The organism is Clostridium simiarum (genome assembly GCF_018919175.1).
GTDB classification, from domain to species: Bacteria; Bacillota; Clostridia; order Clostridiales; family Clostridiaceae; genus Clostridium_L; species Clostridium_L simiarum.
Genome location: NZ_JAHLQL010000001.1, coordinates 642,713 through 660,504, shown reverse-complemented (window position 1 = coordinate 660,504; position 17,792 = coordinate 642,713). Strand labels below are relative to the sequence as shown.

Sequence of the window (17,792 nt, the reverse complement as noted above, 5' to 3'; positions counted from 1 at the left end):
TATGAAAAAATTTAGATTTTATATAATAACAATGCTATTAATAATGGCAACAACTAATTTTCTCCCAAAGGTGGTTTTGGCAGAAGAAAAGTCTAAGGAATTAAAAAACATTAATGTATCAGCACTTACGGCTATAGCATTAGATGCTGATACAGGAGTGGTACTATATGAGAAGAATGCTCATAAAATAGTACCTATGGCTAGTACTACAAAAATAGCTACAGCTTTAGTGGCATTAAAATATGGAGATATGGACAAAAAGGTACAGATAAGTAATAATTCCACCAATGTAAGTGGATCCAAGGTAGGGTATAGAAAAAATGAGGAGATAAGTATAAGAGAATTACTATACGGATTAATGTTTAAGTCTGGAAATGATGCTGCAATAGCTATTGCAGAGGGTGTAGCTGGATCAGTAGATGGATTTATGGAGCTTATGAATGAATATGCTATGCAAATAGGTTTAATGGATACAAACTTTCAGACACCACATGGGTTAGATAAGGAGGAACATTTTTCTAGTGCTTATGATTTGGCTATATTAACAGCTAAGGCAAAAAAAGATAATGTTTTTAGTGAAATAGTATCTAGTAAAGAAATTAGTAAGGAAAAAATGAACTTTACTAGAGATTACAATAATATAAATAAATTATTATGGCAGATTCCAGAGGCAAATGGAGTGAAAACAGGATATACTGGTAATGCAGGAAAGTGTCTTGTGTCATCTGTAGCCTATGATAATAAGGATATAATAATTGTAGTATTAAATTGTAATGAAAGATGGAGTGAAACTAAGAAGATATATGAGTATGTTTGCAAAAATTATGAATATAAAAAAATTATATCTTCAGAGGATATAGTAAGTGAATTTCAGGTTAAAGAAGGAAATAAAAAGGCAGAAGCATATTTAAAAGAAGATATGATTCTACCTATTAAAAAGGATTCAAAATGGGATGTGGATATTAGTATAAATAATAATATTAAAGCACCATTAGAGAAAGATGAGATTATTGGAAAGGTTACAGTGAAAGGTGAAGGCGGAATAATCTATCAATGTCCCTTGTACAATAAGGAGAAAGTAAAGTCATTACCTAAATATAGAATTTGGCTAGATAATATATTTAACTAATATTAGCAAATTATAATATTAGTTGTAACACATAGTATTAATTGTAAATACTTTAATACTATAGAAAACTCCATGGAAATTACATTAAAAAATGAAAGGATGGTATATATGAAGTATGAGGTAACGGACTGTATTGATGCAGGAACTGAATTTTGTGCTTAGTTCATAAAAATACATCATATATACCATATAAAAATTTTCATATAAAACTTTTGTAATTTATAGTTAGTATACCATCCTTTTCATTAAAATAAATTGATTCTATAAGTTCTCTTAATAGATACTTTTTATCATCTATGGTAAGTTTAGTCATTATGGAATCTAAGGTAAAGTATTCCTTTGACATGTTTTTAATATAAGAAATATTTTCATTTAGTAGAGTTTTAGACTTTTGATGATTTTTTAATTTTTCAATGTAAGTCTCTATATCTAAGATTTTAGGAGTTATATATTTAGATAATTCTGGAGTCAAGGATAGTTGAGCCACTAAGTTTTCAATTTTCTTTTCGTTATATAGGATTTCACTGTTTGTATTATTAGAATATGAGAGATAATCCTTGTATTTTATATTCTTCAAAAGAGATTTAATAAATCTATCACTATTTAAAGGGACATTAGCAATAGAACTAAGTATAACTTCATCTATTTCTTCCATGTTTATATTCCCATTGTCGCATAGCTTACCCTTAGAATTAGATTTGTTTTCGCAAACATAATAAAGTATTCTTTCCTTTGAATTAGCTTTTATGTGGCCATGTTTAATGTGCATATTTCCTTTACATTTATGGCACTTTAGTAAACCAACCAAAAGTGCAGTATTGGATTTACCTATAGAAGGAGAGCTTTTAGAATTGTTATCTAATATATGTTGTACTTGTAGCCAATCAGTAGGATCTATTACACCTTCATGGTTACTTATAGCTGCTATCCATTGAGATTTATCTCTTTTTACTTTTATGTTTTTTGTTTTATTATAAATTAATATACCATTTCCATTAGGGGTTCCTAAAACATTTATTCCATTAAGTTTTAAATATTCAAGTACTTCTAATGAACTTTTAACATATACTGGTGACCTTAATATAAGCTGTATCCTCTTGGAGGTCCATGAAATATTAGATTTTGATGGTATATTATTTTCATTAATAAAATTTTTAACTTTATTTAAAGACCTTTTTTTCTCGTATAAATCATAAATAAGTTTTACTACTTTAATTTCTTCATCTATAGGATAAAGCTCATATATTTTTTTTTCTTTTCCTGTTTCTTCTTCATACAGATTACATTGACTTTTATAACCTAAAGGAGTTTGACCACCTAACCAACGACCGGTTTTTGCAAGTTCTATCATATTATCCTGAACCCTTTGAGCAATGGTTTCTCTTTCTAATTGAGCAAAGATAGAGGCTATATACATCATAGCTTTTCCCATGGGAGAGGATGTATCAAATTGCTCTCTAATGCTTATAAATTGAATGTTTAAATCATCTAGCTCATCAATAAGGTTTGTAAAATCAGATAGATTTCTACTAATTCTATCTAATCTATAACAAATTATAATATTAAACTTATTATTTCTAGCGTCTTCAAGCATTTTTTGAAAATGAGGTCTTTTAGTATTTTTACCAGAAAATCCTTCATCCTCATAGATTATAAATTCATCTATATTAAGATTTATTCCATAGTCCCTGCAGAGCTGTATCTGATTTTCTATAGAATCTCCTACATTAGTAATCTTTGATTTTCTAGAATAAATTGCAGCTTTCAAATATATCACCTAAAAGTATTTATAACAATATATAATATTCAAAAGAAGAAAGAGGGTTACTTTTAAGCTTTATTATTAATTATTAGAAAGGAGGTATGTTTTGAAGAAAAAGATAAAAAGTATTATTGTTAATAATTATAAAGAAGATAGTATAAGTAGGATTTTAATTGAAAAACTTAGCGAGATTATGGCATTAAATTTAAATGATGAAGAAATAGAATATTTATATAACCTATATACTGAGAGTGAGAGGAAATAGATTATATGCATATATGTTTGTAGCAGATAAAAAAGAGAAGCAATATAAGCTTCTCTTTATAAATTTACTCTTTAGTATTCTTTTGTGGAACTTTACAAGCTTTACAGGAGATTTCACCTTTAGCAAAATCCTCATTGCAATAAACTGAACAATTTCCATCTGGAGTATTATTTTCAATAGATTCATAATCAGTGTCATTTTTTTTCTTTGAATTACTATAAGCTATATAACCAATTAATCCAATTGCTAAAATCACTAGCATAACTATATATTTTGTCATAATTATCACCTCTTGACAATATTTTGTTATTTAAATATATTATAACTCTTTTAAAACTAAAATTCAATAATTTTTTAATAATAATTAATATCAACAAAGTTGAATTATTATTAAGATATAAAAATAAGATTGCTTTATAGTACTGTTAGGATTTAACTTTGTTTAAGGTGTTGTTAAACTATAAAATATAATATAAAAAGTTAATTAATGCAGACAAATAAAAGTAAAGATGCTATAATATCTTAGGAAAAAGAGAGGTGATAATATGAGTAATATTGCTGGAGAGGGTTGTGAAATACTGGTACCTTTTAATGAGAGAAAACCATTAAAGGATATTGAAAGAAGTATTGTAAAAACATATAAAAAGCATATTTGGTCTAAATTTGTTAAGGCCATAAAAGATTATAAATTAGTTGAAGAAGGAGATAAGATAGCTATAGCTATATCTGGAGGAAAAGATAGTTTACTTATGGCTAAGTTGTTTCAAGAACTAAAGCGCCATGGAAAAATGAACTTTGAATTAGAATTTATAGCTATGGATCCAGGTTATCATGAAAGTATAAGAGAACTTTTAATAGATAATTGTAACTATCTGGACATACCAATAAAGATATTTGAGTCAGGAATATTTAATGTAGTAGATGATATAGCTCAGGATTATCCATGCTATATGTGTGCTAGGATGAGGAGAGGAGCTCTTTATGCTAAAGCCAAAGAGTTAAATTGTAATAAGCTAGCATTAGGACATCACTTTAATGATGTTATAGAAACTACCTTATTAAATGTATTATACGCTGGAAATTTTAAAACCATGCTACCTAAGTTAAAAGCAGCGAACTTTGAAGGAATTGAACTTATAAGACCTTTATATTATGTTGAAGAAAAATATATACAAAGATTTATTCAAAATAGCGGTATATGGCCATTAAATTGTGCCTGCATGGTGGCAGCTAAAAAAATAGGAAATAAAAGACATGAGATTAAAGCTCTTATTGAAAGTTTAAAAGTGAATTTTAAAGATGTAGATAAATCCATATTCAAAGCTGCAGAGAATGTTAATATAGATTCTATATTGGGTTGGCAAAAGGACGGAAATAATCACTCTTATTTAGATTTTTATAACATGGAATAGAATAAAAAATTTAAGGTAAACATTAAAGGAACTCTATAATAGAGTTCCTTTAATGTTAATAAAGTAAAAATTTAAACTTAATAGGATGTAATTTCCTGGGAAATGTTTCAAGTTATTTTGAAGTTAAATAGCCCTCTGCTTTTAAAAGTTCAGCAGTTAATACTGATCCGCCAGCAGCTCCACGTAAAGTATTGTGAGATAAACACACAAACTTATAATGGAATAACTTATCTTCTCTTAGCCTACCTAAGGAAATACCCATACCCATATATAGATCCCTGTCTAATTTAGTTTGAGGTCTATTATCTTCATCAAAGTATGTTAAAAATTGCTTAGGAGCACTTGGTAATGAAAGTAATTGAGGTTTTGATTCAAATTCCTTCCAAGCCTTAATTATATCTTCTTTAGTAGGTTTTTTTTCAAAGGATACAGAGACTGTAGCTAAGTGACCATCAGATACGGGAACCCTTATACATTGAGCGCTAATAATGGGCTCTTTTGCCAAGATAATTTTACCTTCTTCTATATTCCCCCATATTTTAAGTGGTTCATTTTCACTTTTTTCTTCCTCACCACCTATATAAGGTATAACATTGTCTGTTATTTCCGGCCAGTCAGAAAATACCTTTCCACTTCCAGAGATAGCTTGATAGGTGCTAACCATTATTTTTTTAGGCTTATACTTCAATAAAGCATTAACTGCTGGTACATAGCTTTGTATTGAACAATTAGGCTTTGTCACTATAAAACCTCTGGTAGTACCTAGTCTCTTTTTTTGCTCAGATATTATTTCAAAGTGGTTTGAGTTTATTTCCGGTATTATCATTGGAATATCTTCCATCATTCTGTGAGCAGAATTGTTTGATATAACTGGAGTTTCAGCTTTTGCATAACTCTCTTCTATTTTAATTATGTCCTCTGTAGCCATGTTTACAGCACAAAACACAAAGTCAACAGCACTACTTATTTCCTCAACTTCAGTTATATTTTTTACAGTTATATTTTTTATTTTTTCAGGAATTGGCAAGTTTAATTTCCATTTACCTTCAACTGCTTCCACATATTTTTTCCCAGAAGATCTTTCACTAGCTGCAATTTCCTTTATTTCAAAGTATGGATGGTCTGCTAACAGTGTAATCAATCTTTGACCTACAAAGCCTGTACCACCCAGTATTCCTACATTTAATTTATTACTCATAAATATACCTCCATAGTATTATTAGATAATCTATATTAATAGTACAGATTATAAATTTAATATATAATCCTATTATACTTTCATATATAAAATATGTATACTATCATAAATTATATTATGATATAAAGGTTTATTTTTTGCAATTTTTAATATATACTCTATTTAATAAGGAGACTTTCTAATAGGGGGGCTTTTAAATGAATAGCTTAAGTTTTGATGTAAAGAACATAGAAGATGATATTGAACTTTTAGAAAAGGCAAAAATTGATATTTTGATGCTAATAGACTTTCCAGTATGGAATAGACTAACTACTGCTATGGAAAATATCTGTAAATACTATATGGCTTTTATCAGAAGCGAAAATGAATTAAATATGTTAGAAGATATGGGTGATAATAAAAAAGAAAAGGATGTTAGAAGATTTGAACTCACTATGGATATGGATAATATCAAAAAAGAGATAAAACCTTATTTAAAAGATAGAGATGAGATCTTAAAAGATATATCCGAAGAAAAAAGAAAAGAGCTTCAGGATATATATTTGAAAATAAGTGAGTTAGAACTTAGAAAGAAACAATTAATGCAATTAATAAATATGGAATATGAATCAAATGATTATTAGAAGAACCTATTAAGGCTTGTAAGAGCCATTATACTATAATTTCATGAAAAAGATGTTACTCTAATAGACAGTGTAAAAAACAAAGAATACATGTTTCTTTACTATAAGAACATATATTCTTTGTTTTCTTTTTTGAATTATTTATGCAATAATTACTTCTTTAGCATCTTCTATATCTTTAAATCTTATAGATTCTTTAGGAACAATCATCTTTACCTTATTAGGAACTATTTCAAGATTAACCTTGTGTAGTTTTTCTAGCTCACCATCTGCATTAAATGTAAAAGGAGAAGAACTTTCTACAGATATTTTGTGAGCCTTATAAAAGGAAACCTCTTTAACAGATCCATGTTTCCCTTTAAGAGCTCTTGGTAAAAATCTAATGAGCTTTAGTAAAGGTGCATGATCAACAACACAGATATCTAATAAACCATCCTGTATATCAGCATTAGGAGTAATAGGAATACCTCCACCATAACATTTGCCATTAGAAGCAGCTATGAGCATAGTCCGTTGATTTAGAATCAAGTCATCAATATTTACCTTCATAGGAATGCTCTTATAAACAAAAGGTGTATAAAATAGGCTGAAAATATAAGCAAGATGATTAGGTAAAAATTTCATGTTTTTAAATAAGCGAGCATTATATACAACTTCAGAGTCAAAGCCTACAGAAGAAATATTTATATAATATCTTTCGTTAGCTTTGGCTACATCTATAAATTTTTCATCACCATTTATTGTATCAAGCAAAATATCTTCACTATGTATATTTTCTAGTAAAGTTCTAGCAAAGTCATTTCCTGTACCACAAGGGATTACAGAAAGTGAGCTATTACTATTTATCATACCGTTTAAAACCTCATTTAAAGTTCCATCGCCACCGATAGCATATACTCTATAATCTTCCTTTGAAGTATATTCTTTTACAAGCTGAACAGCATGTCCCTTTCTTTCTGTGATTTCAATTATATATTCCTCATCCCTATCTTTAAAAATTTCTTTAATTTTATCTATGTAAGTTAAGCTTTTACCTCTCCCAGCAATAGGATTTATTACGAATAAATGTTTCATATTATACCTCTTAGTTAATATAGTGTTTAATAACAAATTTAATAACTACAAATAGTTATTACTAACTTATCATAAAACACACAATTTTTCAATGATGATGCATTTTTATGCATTAACCTTGTCCTTGCCATCTAGCAGCATCGGGTAATTGTATTATATGCTCACAACTTTCCGGAAAGTCCTTTTGTGACTGTATAAATTGGAAAGGTGTCTGTATTTATCAAGAATATCATAATAATGAGAATAAAATAAAACCAGGCAGAAAAGAAATTCTATGCAAAATTTTAAATAAAACATATTTAGAGCCAGATGTTATATCTATGACTATATTAATACCTCATAAGCTTGCTCAGGATCTTTATGCTGTAGGTAGTTATGTTTTCATGAGAAATCCTGAAAGTATAAGTTATTATGATGTGCCTATTTCTGTTATGGATGTAAATTTAGAGGAAAACACAATAACTCTAGTTATAGAGATAAAGGGAGTTAAAACAAAGAGTATAGAAAAACTATGTGAAGATGAAAAAATAGTTTTAAGAGGTCCTTATTGGAATGGAGTATTTGGTATTAAAAATATATATAATGCTAAGGAAGGAAATTCAATAGTAATAAGTAGAGGAATAGGTATGGCACCTATGATTCCTGTTATTAGAAAATTGTACTCTAATGGAAATAAAATAACATTGATATTAGATAAAGGAGGGTATAAAAATAATTTTGTAGAGGAAGAACTTAAAAAATATGATGTATCTCTTATTGAATGTGATGTATTAGAAGGAGGGGAGCTAACAGAGGATATAAAAAATATATTAGATAATTTAATTAAGGATAAAGATATAAACCTCATACATTGCTCTGGTGCAGACATTTTAATATTTAAAATAGTAGAGTTCAATAATAAAAGGGTTAAGTTATCCTGTTGTAATAACGCTAAAATGTGCTGCGGTGAAGGAGTATGTGGAAGTTGTAGTCATAGATATAAAGGTCATAAACAAAAAAGGTTTTGCAAAATTCAAACTGAACCGGAAAATATATTTGAAGGGAGAAGGTTCATATGAAGGTTATAATTGTTGGTGCAGGATGGTCAGGAATTGCAGCTGCTATAGTAGCTAAAAAGGTGGGAGCTGAAGTTATACTATTAGAAAAAACTGATCTTACCTTAGGTCTTGGAAATGTTGGAGGTATAATGAGAAACAACGGAAGATTTACTGCTTCAGAAGAATTGATAGCCATGGGGGCAGGAGAACTTATAGAATTAACAGATAGCATATCAAGGCATAAAAACATAAACTTTCCAGGGCATAAGCATGCTTGGCTATATGATGTAAATAAAATAGAACCAATTATTAGAAAATATATTGAGGATCTAGGTATAGAGTTGCATATTACTTCAAGGGTGTCAGATGTGGAAAAGGAAGGAGATAAGATAAAAGGTGTTTACTTAAGTGATGGAACTTATATTGAAGGAGATGTATTTATTGAAACTACAGGATCTACAGGCCCTATGGGAAATTGCTTAAGATATGGTAATGGATGTTCCATGTGTATTTTAAGATGTCCAGCTTTTGGACCAAGAATAAGTATAAGTGCTAGGGCAGGAGTAGATGATCTTCAAGGGGAGAGGGAAGATGATGTATTTGGGGCTTTCAGTGGCTCCTGTAAACTATCTAAAGAAAGTTTATCTGAGGAAGTTAAAGAAAAGCTAAACGAAGAAGGAGTAGTAATTTTAAAAGTACCTACAGAGGATATAAATTTAGATAAATTAAAATCCAAGGTATGTCAACAGTATGCTTTAAAAGAATTTGCAGAAAATATAATATTACTAGACACTGGTGAAGCAAAGCTAATGACAACTTATTACCCTTTAGAAAAGCTTAGAAAGATAAAAGGGTTAGAACTAGCTAAGTATGTAGATCCTTATGCGGGAGGTAAAGGAAATTCCATAAGATATCTCTCAGTAGCTCCAAGAACAGATGATATGAAAGTAAAGGGCATTGATAACTTATTTGTAGGAGGAGAAAAATCAGGGCTCTTTGTAGGTCATACAGAAGCTATTTGTACAGGTACTCTAGCAGGATATAACGCTGTAAGATATGCTTTAGGAATGCCTATGCTAATCCTGCCTAGAAGCACAGTAATTGGCGATATTATCTCCTATGCTAATTATAAATTAACCACAAAGGAAGGAAGAAGAAATAGATATACCTTTGCTGGAGCAGAATACTTTAATAGAATGAAAGAAAATAACTTATATACTACAGATTTACAAGTAATACAAGATAGAATCAAAAAATTAAATCTAGATGGAATCTTTAGCTATAGGTTAGTATCAAGTGATTCTTAGGCTAAGATAGGGATGGGATAAATTAAAGGTTCATGGATAAAATCATCTCCATAATTAAATTTATGGGGATGATTTTGTTGAGGATTATAGTTTTAAATAATTTTAAGAGGATATTACATTAGGAAATTCAATTGTGAAAGTACTTCCCTTATTTAGGACACTTTCAACATATATTTTTCCGCCATGAGCTTCAACAAATGTTTTTGTTATAGTTAGACCTATACCAGAACCACCAGTATTTTTATTGCGAGACAAATCACTTCTATAAAAACGTTCAAATACATAAGGCAAGTCTTTTTCGGGAATGCCTATACCATTATCAATAACTTTAATCATAACATCTTGTTTTTCCTTTTTTAGTATAACTTCCACCTTTCCATTAGGTTTCAAGTATTTATAAGAATTAGTAAGTAGATTATGCATAATTTGCTTGAATTTATCCTTATCCATTGAGGTATCTATTTCTGGACTAATATCACTTATTAGTTGATAATTTTCTTTAATATATAATGGTATAAAAGTATCAATAATTTTCTCTAGCTCAGAAGAAATATTAAATGTACTTTTATTTAAATTAAGGTTAGATTCTTCTAGCTTTGATAGATTACGAAGATTATCTACCATCTTTGATAATCTATCAATCTCCTCATAAAAATCTTCAAATCTTTCTGGGGTAGGCTTCCATATGCCATCCATAAAAGCTTCAACATGAGTTTTTAATGTAGTCAATGGGGTTCTTAATTCATGGGCAATGTCAGAAGTTAATCTCTTTCTAAGCATTTCTTGATTCTTTAAGGTTTCTGCTAAATAATTGATTGAATTAGAAAGCTCATCTATTTCTTTAGTATTTGAATTAACCAAGGCTCGCACATCTAGATTTCCAGATCTCATTTTATTTGATGCCTCGGTTATTTTAACAAGAGGATTTGAAATCTCTCTTGAAATAACTATACTAATCACAAGTCCAAATATTAATGCTATAAAAGCAGAAAATAAAAATGAGCGATTTAGAGTATTTATAAAAGTAACTGAAGCAGTAGATAAATAAGAACTCCCGAAATAACCAATAGTTATACTTCCTATATTTTTATTATTTATAGCTAAAGGATATTTATTTTCAATATATTCACCTGTATTATTTTCAGAAACATTATTCATCATATGACCCATCATGGCTTTATGATATAAATGAGAATTTCCCGATGAGTATATAGTATTACTATTTAAATCTTTTATTTCAATATATAAATCTTGCATTATTGCATACCTTTGTAGTTCAGCCTCATTTGCTTTTGAAAAGCTACCTTGATTGTTATATATATCTTCTGCAATCTTAATTACATTATTAATTTTCGATTTATGCTCATCAACTAAATATTTGTTAAATTCTTTGTTAACTGTATAATTTGATATAAAGCTTGCTAAAATTATTGAGACTATAACTGCTAAAAAAAAGCCTAAAGATAATTTTTTTGATAAAGATGCTTTCATTGCTTCACCTCTATAAAGCTTGGGATAAATTTATAGCCCATGCCGTAAATAGTAATTATATATTTTGGCTCTTTAGGAGTATCTTCTATCTTTTGACGGATAGTTTTTATATAAGTATCAACGGTTCTATCAAAGCCTTCATAGTCCATTCCAAAAGCCTTTTCCACTAGTTGTTCTCTTGAAAATACTTGGCCAGGGTTTGCAATCAATGCTGTTAGCAGTTTAAATTCATTTGTTGTTAAGCTTATTACTTCTCCTTGTTTTTTTACAATCATTTTTTTTATATCCACTTCTAAATCTCCATTATTAAAGGTTAAAATATCAGCCATAGGAGAACTATCTCTGTAGGTTCTTCTTAGTAGAGCTCTCACTCTAACTACTAATTCGCAAACACTAAAGGGTTTAGTTAAGTAATCATCAGCACCTATAGATATGCCTTCGATTCTTTCATCCTCATCAGCTTTTGCAGTAAGCATAATAATTGGTACAGTAGAATAAGCTCTTATTTTATGACACACTTCCTCACCAGATAACTTAGGAAGCATTAGATCCAAAACTATAAGGTGGATGGTTTCTTTGTTAACTAAATTAAGTGCTTCTAATCCATCCATTGCAGTAATTACATCAAAGTTATCCTTTTCTAAATAAGCTTTAACCACATCTACTATTTTGGGTTCGTCATCTACAACTAATATTTTAAATTTACTATTCATGTATTCCACCTCGTATCAACAGATCTGTAGTTTTATTATAATATACATATATTTAAAAAACTAGGGAACGCAAGTCCCTAGTTTCTTTGTGATAAAATAGTTTTTCTTTTTAAATATTCTTCTTCACTTATTTCTCCTCTGGCAAACTTTTCGTTAAGTATTGTCATTAAATCATTTGATTTATTAGTAAAGCTTTTAAATAGTTTAACAGTAAGAAATATTAGACCAACAAATATTAACAACCTAAATCCCATTGCTAAAAACATCCATCCAAATCCTAATGAACCTGAAGAGTTAAAGTCAAACGGGCGGAAACCTCCACAAAACATAATCAAAGTCCTCCTTAATAATTTTATAATCTTCTATTGATGAGTTAATTATATAAATTAATTATGAAAGAATTATGGAGATGCACTACTGTTACATATGGTTCTTTGTTGTGGGCTACCTATAGTAATAATAGGTTTTTTACCACTTATATGAAAGTTTAGACCATGTTCATCATTGTATTGTCAATGGAAAGATTGTCTTCAATCATGACTTGAACATTATAACTAATATTATTAGTATCTCCAAGGATAAATCCGTGCATAAATGGAGGACGAGGCATGCCTTTTGGAGGAATAGGTTTAATTAATTTAATATATCCTTCAACTACAGAGGGGATCATATCTTTTTTAATTAAAAGAAGAGGGGTGTGTTTACCCATATGTGCAAATGATACGCCCCCTATAGTTGTTATTGGACGATTAAGCGTACCAAAGGTAAAGGCGTGACCTTCTCTATAATTTCTTCCCCAGCCAAATTCAGTTTTAGGATCTTTATATTTAGCAAAATTAACTGCTATCTCATAAGGATTTTCACCATCAATTCTCTCTAGGTGTTTTATGTTATTTAATTGTAGTAAGGTATTTTCAACTGCTTTTGAAATTGTATTAGTTGAGCCAATGATATAGACATTAACTTCATTCATTTTTTTTATAGCTTCTAGGGTACAAGATGGAATGGCATCCTTTTTCACATATAAAATAGGATCTCCATGATGTGCAGACCAATAGGCAGACATAATTCCTTCAGAATAGTCTTCGCCAGAGATTAATATAATATTTTTAAAACCTCTTCTTATAATAGGTATTTTACATGCGGTTTCATAATGATCCTGTCCTGTTATACGAGCAGTTCTTAAACCATACATATTTAATTCTCGTACTATGTTATTAGAAATACTTCCTACTATTATTACATGAATTCCTTCATAGCCTTTAGGAGATAATTTTAATATTTCCCATAGAGTTTTTCTGTTTAATATATTACCATCAGTAAATAGGATAGGAGCATCAATTGGAAAATGAACTAAGGGAGATGCGGCAATTCCATCGAAAACTTCGTTCTTGTTTACTAAGATTATAGCATTTGGCCTCATAGTTGTAAAAGTAATAGTGGACACATTATTGGCTACGTCAATGGAATTAATTCCACATACCCTTGTAGTATTTAATGTAGTGGGACAAGACGCTGTAATATAATTCATAATAGTCTCCTTAAAGCATAATTTGTAAATATTATATGACTAAAGAATTTCTTCGGTGTCTAACTTAAACATAATGTTATATAAAAAGAAACATCCTTACTTGTTATGAGTGCTTCAAAGCATGTATTAATGAGCCTGATTTAAATGCAAGAAGAAGCTGTGATGACCAATGACATAAGCGATGAATATTGAATTATAAACACTTTGAAGTTCTATCTAAAGTTCAATATGATATAATAGAATTAATTAGAATAGTGAACAATATTTATTTAATAGTGTAAAGTAAATCATGAAAAAATTAAGGATAACTTTGCTATACTCTTTCAAAAAAGTTTATATATGAGCCAAACTTTAAATTTAGATATACAAAAAAGATCTTCATTGTTAGGGTACCTATACAATGATATCCTTTTATGTTATTTTGGGGTTTTGTTAGATCTAATCATAAGAGAAAAGGTTTTTATTATTTTCATTGAAAAACAATTGCATACTTGATACATAAATAAAAAGGTTTAAACTAGCTATTAAAGGGAAGGAGGAGATGTTATGAAATCTAAAGGGTTTAATGCATATAACAAGTACGTGATATTGAAACATGCTCTGAAAGAGAATAACGTTTCTCAAACCTGTGAGCTATTCGGTATTTCAAGAACAACCTTTTACAATTGGCAAAGGGCTTATCAGAAGCACGGTATGATTGGATTGGAGAGTAAGGAACCCAAAAAGCCCCAAATGCCAAATAAAGTTAGTAAGGCTATTGAGCAGGAAATATTAGCATATGTTGCAAAATACCCGGCAGATGGACCAAAGAGGATTTACTATGAGCTGAGAGCTGAAGGCTTTGACACTGGTGAAATGGGCATTTACAATGTTTTAAAGCGGCATGAACTAACAAAGAAAGCTCAGCGGGTTGAATATTCTATGGACAAAAAGCTTCACATAAAAGCCAACCAAAAGGACAATAAGGAAGTGCCTGTTTTTTTCAATACAAGGGAAGCTTATCCGGGGTATTTAGTGATTCAACGAATTGATTTTATGGGCACCTTTGATGGAATTGGTAAGATATATCAGTACAGTCTCTACGACACTACTTCAAAATGGAGAGAGGTAAAACTGTATAATAAAAAGCAAGATATTGATATTTGGAATTATTTTGAACTTAAGCTGATCTATTTACTAAAGACTTTCAATTTAAACATTGAGAATTTAATCACTGAAAGGAAAAAAGCATTTTTGCCCTATTTCGTAAGAGGTAACAAGTATAAGGAAATTATAGAGAATTTTCATATCAATCACAGGTTTATTTCCCTTGAGGATAATATTATATTAGATGAGATGAGGGAGTTTAATGAGTTTTTAGTCACAGAATTCTACAATAAAATCGGTGAAAATAGTGATCTTGATTCTTTTATAAAAGTTGAACGTGCACTTAATGAATTTGTAAGAGAATACAATTTCTACAGAGCAATTTCCAGTGGTTGCAATGCAGGGAAGGCACCAGTGGAGGTTGTTCTTGAAAGAGCGTCACATAATAATGCGGATTTGGACACGTTGCCACTTTGGATTCTGGCATTAATAAATTCTTCAAAGTGGGGTGATAAAGATGAATAATGCAGACTGTAAAGTTGCAGTTATTGGAGGAGGACTCTCTGGACTCGTAATTGCTCAGGAGCTTCAAGAAAAGGGATATAAGAATGTCACTGTTTTTGAAAAAGATGAACGCCTAGGCGGTAAATTGCACACCATCTGGTACAATGGAAAATCCTATGAACTTGGGGCGATTTTTGGCTTACCTTCTCAATTGAATCTAAAAGCACTGATGAAAAGGTTAAACATTAAAACTGATGGACCGAAATTGTCTCGTGTCAATTATAATGCTAATGGTGAAAAAATTATGCAAATCCCCAGAGAGGAGTTGGGAGAATTTATGGAGGAGCTCCAACTATTGCCCAATGTTTTGATGAGGTATAAGTCACTGGAAAATGCCAGCATTCAAAATATTGAGCCTCCATTAATGCTTCCTTTCTCAAAGTGGTGTGATATGCATGGCTTTGAGATTTTAAAAACCATTTATGTGCATTATTTCACTATTTTTGGCTTAGGAAATATTGATGAAGTTCCAGCTCTTTATGTACTTAGAATCCTGAACCATGAGCACTTAATGTGTTTTATGCAGTTGCCGGAATTTACTACCTGGAAGTATGGGGTTTCTTCCTTGGCTGAATGTTTAAAACAGGAAATTAAAGACATTCGATTAGGTCAAAAGGTAACAGATATTTCCTTGTCTCAGCATGAAACATTGCGGGTACAAACGCAATTTGAAGTTCTTGATTTTAATCGAGTTATCATTACTGCCCCTTTAGATCAATTTTCAAATCTTCATTTTTGGGATCGGGATATGAGGCAACACCTAAGTAGTATAAAATATCAATCATTTAATGTTTATGCGTTCATCGCGGATAAAATTCCCAAAGGCTGTGGTTGTGTACTGGAAAACTTGTCACCCGGCAAGCGGGGGCACATTATCATATGGGACTCTAGATGGGATACATGTGATGGTGAAGGAATGGTGATGATTTACGCATACAATCCTCCTGATAATTCTAAAATATCTTCTTTAGATATTATTAAAGGTGATTTGTTGAAGTTGGGTATAGAGAATCCAAGGCTTTATCAGACTAAGCATTGGAAGCATTGTCCTTATGTGGACACTCTTGCACTAGAAAATGGATTTTACGATAAAATGGAAGAGATGCAAGGCAAAAACAATGTATTTTTAGCAGGTGAAATTATGAGTACGCTTTCAATGGAAAACTGCGTTCGGTATTCACTAGATTTATTGAATCGTTTTTTTGACTAATTGTTCTGTTACATCTAAAAAATCTCTTTAAGCCAAAAGGGTTTAAGGAGATTTTATTTCTGTAACCCAGATTCAAACTTTGAACTTATTTTTGAATTGTTGCAGATTTTGTTCTTTAAAGGATTGAAAGGGCACTTAATAATTCGATACACTTGCTAAATAGAGCAAACACTATATTTATGTGAAAATTAGAGATAGGAGTGTTCAGTTGTCTATAAGGTTATAACTTAAAGAACATAATTTAAAACTCATTTAAAAGAGCATCATGTTTTTATAATTTAAAAATACTAGGTTACTTTCTAGGTAAACGTGAAAAAAGTAACGAATTGGATTAGCTGATGAAGGATTAGATTGGACATCAGTATTTATAGTGTATCACTAATCAAACTGATAATCTATAGTATTTTGACCTATTTAAACGACTTTTTTACTATGAAGTGAGGTTTACATAAAGTACTATAAAAAACCTTCAGATGAGGCTTAAAGAGGGAATTAATATCTATTATAAGTGTAAACTAAACTTGAAAGACAATGTTGATAAGTGTTGGAATTTCAATGTTCCTCTTTTTTTGACAATCATTGTTATTTTAAATACAATGAAGATGATAAAATAATAACAATTTTCATGGAAATGTCTGAGACATTCTAAGGGTAATGAAAATTTGTGGATAGGTGGAGATAATAAATGGAAACGTTTAAAATTTTAGAAATTAAGGAAAGTGTCTTCGAAGATAATAATCGTGAAGCTGATGGACTTAGGAATGAATTAAAAAAGAATAAGACCTTTTTATTGAATCTCATGTCATCACCAGGTTCTGGGAAAACAACCACGGTTTTGAGAACTATTGAAGCTTTAAAATCAGATATGGTAATTGGCGTTATGGAAGCAGATATTGACTCTGATGTTGATGCTCATGATGTTGCTAAAACCGGTACAAAAGTCATCCAATTGCACACAGGGGGAATGTGTCATCTGGATGCTGATATGACTAAGCAGGGGTTATTGGGGCTTGGTACAGAAGGCATTGATTTTGTTATTTTAGAGAATGTAGGTAATTTGGTATGTCCAGCAGAGTTTGACACCGGTGCATCCAAAAATGCTATGATTTTAAGCATACCAGAGGGAGATGACAAACCTTTAAAATATCCTTTAATGTTTTCAATTGTGGATGTTTTATTGATTAATAAGATTGACGCAATAGATTATTTTGATTTTGATTTAGAAGCAGTTAAAACCCGTGCAAAGAAACTAAACCCAAATATCAAAATCATTCCTATTTCAGCAAGAACAGGTGAAGGTATTGATGAATGGGCAGATTGGATTCGTACTGAAGTAAAAAACTGGAAAGAGCAATAGAAACATAATAAAACTCAAATTAGGAGGAAGACA

17 protein-coding genes are annotated in these 17,792 nt (G+C 30.2%); 9 read left to right on the top strand and 8 right to left on the bottom strand.

From position 1 onward, the window contains the following. Position 1: 1 nt before the first annotated feature. Positions 2-1,129 carry a D-alanyl-D-alanine carboxypeptidase family protein gene (locus tag KQI89_RS03050; RefSeq protein WP_216455847.1) on the top strand — a complete coding sequence of 376 codons (1,128 nt, stop codon included), beginning with the start codon at positions 2-4 and terminating at the stop codon, positions 1,127-1,129. Between the two features lie 199 nt (positions 1,130-1,328). On the opposite strand, the gene KQI89_RS03045 is transcribed toward KQI89_RS03050, so the two are convergent. Then, a complete protein-coding gene (locus tag KQI89_RS03045) occupies positions 1,329-2,897 on the bottom strand; it encodes a recombinase family protein (RefSeq protein ID WP_216455846.1) in 1,569 nt (522 codons plus the stop codon). A 100-nt stretch (positions 2,898-2,997) separates the two neighbouring features. On the opposite strand from KQI89_RS03045, the gene KQI89_RS03040 reads away from it, so the two are divergent. Next, on the top strand, positions 2,998-3,156 hold the full coding sequence (locus KQI89_RS03040) for a hypothetical protein (RefSeq protein WP_216455844.1): 159 nt from the start codon (positions 2,998-3,000) through the stop codon (positions 3,154-3,156). 64 nt (positions 3,157-3,220) lie between these two features. Here KQI89_RS03040 and KQI89_RS03035 read toward each other — a convergent pair whose 3' ends face one another. Beyond that, complete coding sequence (locus KQI89_RS03035; RefSeq protein WP_032121655.1) at positions 3,221-3,436, bottom strand: hypothetical protein; 216 nt, start codon at positions 3,434-3,436, stop codon at positions 3,221-3,223. A 265-nt stretch (positions 3,437-3,701) separates the two neighbouring features. On the opposite strand from KQI89_RS03035, the gene KQI89_RS03030 reads away from it, so the two are divergent. Beyond that, a complete protein-coding gene (locus KQI89_RS03030; RefSeq protein WP_032121654.1) occupies positions 3,702-4,568 on the top strand; it encodes a tRNA 2-thiocytidine biosynthesis TtcA family protein in 867 nt (288 codons plus the stop codon). Positions 4,569-4,680: 112 nt separating this feature from the next. Here KQI89_RS03030 and asd read toward each other — a convergent pair whose 3' ends face one another. Then, complete coding sequence (asd, locus tag KQI89_RS03025; RefSeq protein WP_216455842.1) at positions 4,681-5,766, bottom strand: aspartate-semialdehyde dehydrogenase; 1,086 nt, start codon at positions 5,764-5,766, stop codon at positions 4,681-4,683. Positions 5,767-5,963: 197 nt separating this feature from the next. On the opposite strand from asd, the gene KQI89_RS03020 reads away from it, so the two are divergent. Continuing rightward, on the top strand, positions 5,964-6,389 hold the full coding sequence (locus KQI89_RS03020) for a hypothetical protein (protein WP_216455840.1): 426 nt from the start codon (positions 5,964-5,966) through the stop codon (positions 6,387-6,389). A gap of 141 nt (positions 6,390-6,530) precedes the next feature. On the opposite strand, the gene KQI89_RS03015 is transcribed toward KQI89_RS03020, so the two are convergent. Next, positions 6,531-7,463 carry a diacylglycerol/lipid kinase family protein gene (locus KQI89_RS03015; protein WP_216455838.1) on the bottom strand — a complete coding sequence of 311 codons (933 nt, stop codon included), beginning with the start codon at positions 7,461-7,463 and terminating at the stop codon, positions 6,531-6,533. Positions 7,464-7,618: 155 nt separating this feature from the next. Here KQI89_RS03015 and KQI89_RS03010 point away from each other — a divergent pair, with 155 nt between their 5' ends. After that, positions 7,619-8,521 carry a sulfide/dihydroorotate dehydrogenase-like FAD/NAD-binding protein gene (locus KQI89_RS03010; RefSeq protein ID WP_343216343.1) on the top strand — a complete coding sequence of 301 codons (903 nt, stop codon included), beginning with the start codon at positions 7,619-7,621 and terminating at the stop codon, positions 8,519-8,521. Beyond that, entirely contained in the window at positions 8,518-9,807 is a 1,290-nt protein-coding gene (locus KQI89_RS03005) for an FAD-dependent oxidoreductase (RefSeq protein ID WP_216455836.1), read from the top strand. The genes KQI89_RS03010 and KQI89_RS03005 overlap by 4 nt, the downstream gene beginning before the upstream one ends. Before the next feature lie 102 nt (positions 9,808-9,909). Here KQI89_RS03005 and KQI89_RS03000 read toward each other — a convergent pair whose 3' ends face one another. The 4 genes from KQI89_RS03000 to KQI89_RS02985 form a co-directional block, all read right to left on the bottom strand. Further along, positions 9,910-11,298: a sensor histidine kinase gene (locus tag KQI89_RS03000; protein WP_216455834.1), complete on the bottom strand. Its 1,389-nt coding sequence runs from the start codon at positions 11,296-11,298 to the stop codon at positions 9,910-9,912. After that, the gene (locus tag KQI89_RS02995) at positions 11,295-12,011 is read right to left on the bottom strand and encodes a response regulator transcription factor (RefSeq protein ID WP_216455832.1); all 717 of its coding nucleotides are present in this window, start codon (positions 12,009-12,011) and stop codon (positions 11,295-11,297) included. The genes KQI89_RS03000 and KQI89_RS02995 overlap by 4 nt, the downstream gene beginning before the upstream one ends. A gap of 77 nt (positions 12,012-12,088) precedes the next feature. Then, positions 12,089-12,340, bottom strand: a complete 252-nt coding sequence (locus KQI89_RS02990) for an SHOCT domain-containing protein (protein WP_216455830.1) — start codon at positions 12,338-12,340, stop codon at positions 12,089-12,091. Positions 12,341-12,498: 158 nt separating this feature from the next. After that, positions 12,499-13,542 (bottom strand): cell wall-binding repeat-containing protein, encoded by a 1,044-nt coding sequence (locus tag KQI89_RS02985; RefSeq protein WP_216455829.1) that lies wholly within the window; start codon positions 13,540-13,542, stop codon positions 12,499-12,501. Positions 13,543-14,088: 546 nt separating this feature from the next. Here KQI89_RS02985 and KQI89_RS02980 point away from each other — a divergent pair. The 3 genes from KQI89_RS02980 to hypB all read left to right on the top strand — a co-directional run bounded on the left by KQI89_RS02980 (position 14,089) and on the right by hypB (position 17,759). Continuing rightward, positions 14,089-15,153, top strand: a complete 1,065-nt coding sequence (locus KQI89_RS02980) for a helix-turn-helix domain-containing protein (protein ID WP_216455827.1) — start codon at positions 14,089-14,091, stop codon at positions 15,151-15,153. After that, positions 15,146-16,402: an FAD-dependent oxidoreductase gene (locus tag KQI89_RS02975; protein WP_216455826.1), complete on the top strand. Its 1,257-nt coding sequence runs from the start codon at positions 15,146-15,148 to the stop codon at positions 16,400-16,402. Before KQI89_RS02980 ends, KQI89_RS02975 begins: the two co-directional genes overlap by 8 nt. 685 nt (positions 16,403-17,087) lie before the next feature. Then, positions 17,088-17,759, top strand: a complete 672-nt coding sequence (gene hypB / locus KQI89_RS02970) for a hydrogenase nickel incorporation protein HypB (protein ID WP_216455825.1) — start codon at positions 17,088-17,090, stop codon at positions 17,757-17,759. Positions 17,760-17,792 lie beyond the last annotated feature (33 nt).

What these genes read in the sequence shown, in the direction of transcription:
- KQI89_RS02995 (WP_216455832.1), bottom strand. Translation starts at nt 12,011, where the DNA reads ATGAATAGTAAATTTAAAATATTAGTTGTAGATGACGAACCCAAAATA.
- hypB (WP_216455825.1), top strand. Translation starts at nt 17,088, where the DNA reads ATGGAAACGTTTAAAATTTTAGAAATTAAGGAAAGTGTCTTCGAAGAT.
- KQI89_RS02990 (WP_216455830.1), bottom strand. Translation starts at nt 12,340, where the DNA reads ATGTTTTGTGGAGGTTTCCGCCCGTTTGACTTTAACTCTTCAGGTTCA.
- asd (WP_216455842.1), bottom strand. Translation starts at nt 5,766, where the DNA reads ATGAGTAATAAATTAAATGTAGGAATACTGGGTGGTACAGGCTTTGTA.
- KQI89_RS03000 (WP_216455834.1), bottom strand. Translation starts at nt 11,298, where the DNA reads ATGAAAGCATCTTTATCAAAAAAATTATCTTTAGGCTTTTTTTTAGCA.
- KQI89_RS03050 (WP_216455847.1), top strand. Translation starts at nt 2, where the DNA reads ATGAAAAAATTTAGATTTTATATAATAACAATGCTATTAATAATGGCA.
- KQI89_RS03005 (WP_216455836.1), top strand. Translation starts at nt 8,518, where the DNA reads ATGAAGGTTATAATTGTTGGTGCAGGATGGTCAGGAATTGCAGCTGCT.
- KQI89_RS03015 (WP_216455838.1), bottom strand. Translation starts at nt 7,463, where the DNA reads ATGAAACATTTATTCGTAATAAATCCTATTGCTGGGAGAGGTAAAAGC.
- KQI89_RS02975 (WP_216455826.1), top strand. Translation starts at nt 15,146, where the DNA reads ATGAATAATGCAGACTGTAAAGTTGCAGTTATTGGAGGAGGACTCTCT.
- KQI89_RS02980 (WP_216455827.1), top strand. Translation starts at nt 14,089, where the DNA reads ATGAAATCTAAAGGGTTTAATGCATATAACAAGTACGTGATATTGAAA.
- KQI89_RS03030 (WP_032121654.1), top strand. Translation starts at nt 3,702, where the DNA reads ATGAGTAATATTGCTGGAGAGGGTTGTGAAATACTGGTACCTTTTAAT.
- KQI89_RS03020 (WP_216455840.1), top strand. Translation starts at nt 5,964, where the DNA reads ATGAATAGCTTAAGTTTTGATGTAAAGAACATAGAAGATGATATTGAA.
- KQI89_RS02985 (WP_216455829.1), bottom strand. Translation starts at nt 13,542, where the DNA reads ATGAATTATATTACAGCGTCTTGTCCCACTACATTAAATACTACAAGG.
- KQI89_RS03035 (WP_032121655.1), bottom strand. Translation starts at nt 3,436, where the DNA reads ATGACAAAATATATAGTTATGCTAGTGATTTTAGCAATTGGATTAATT.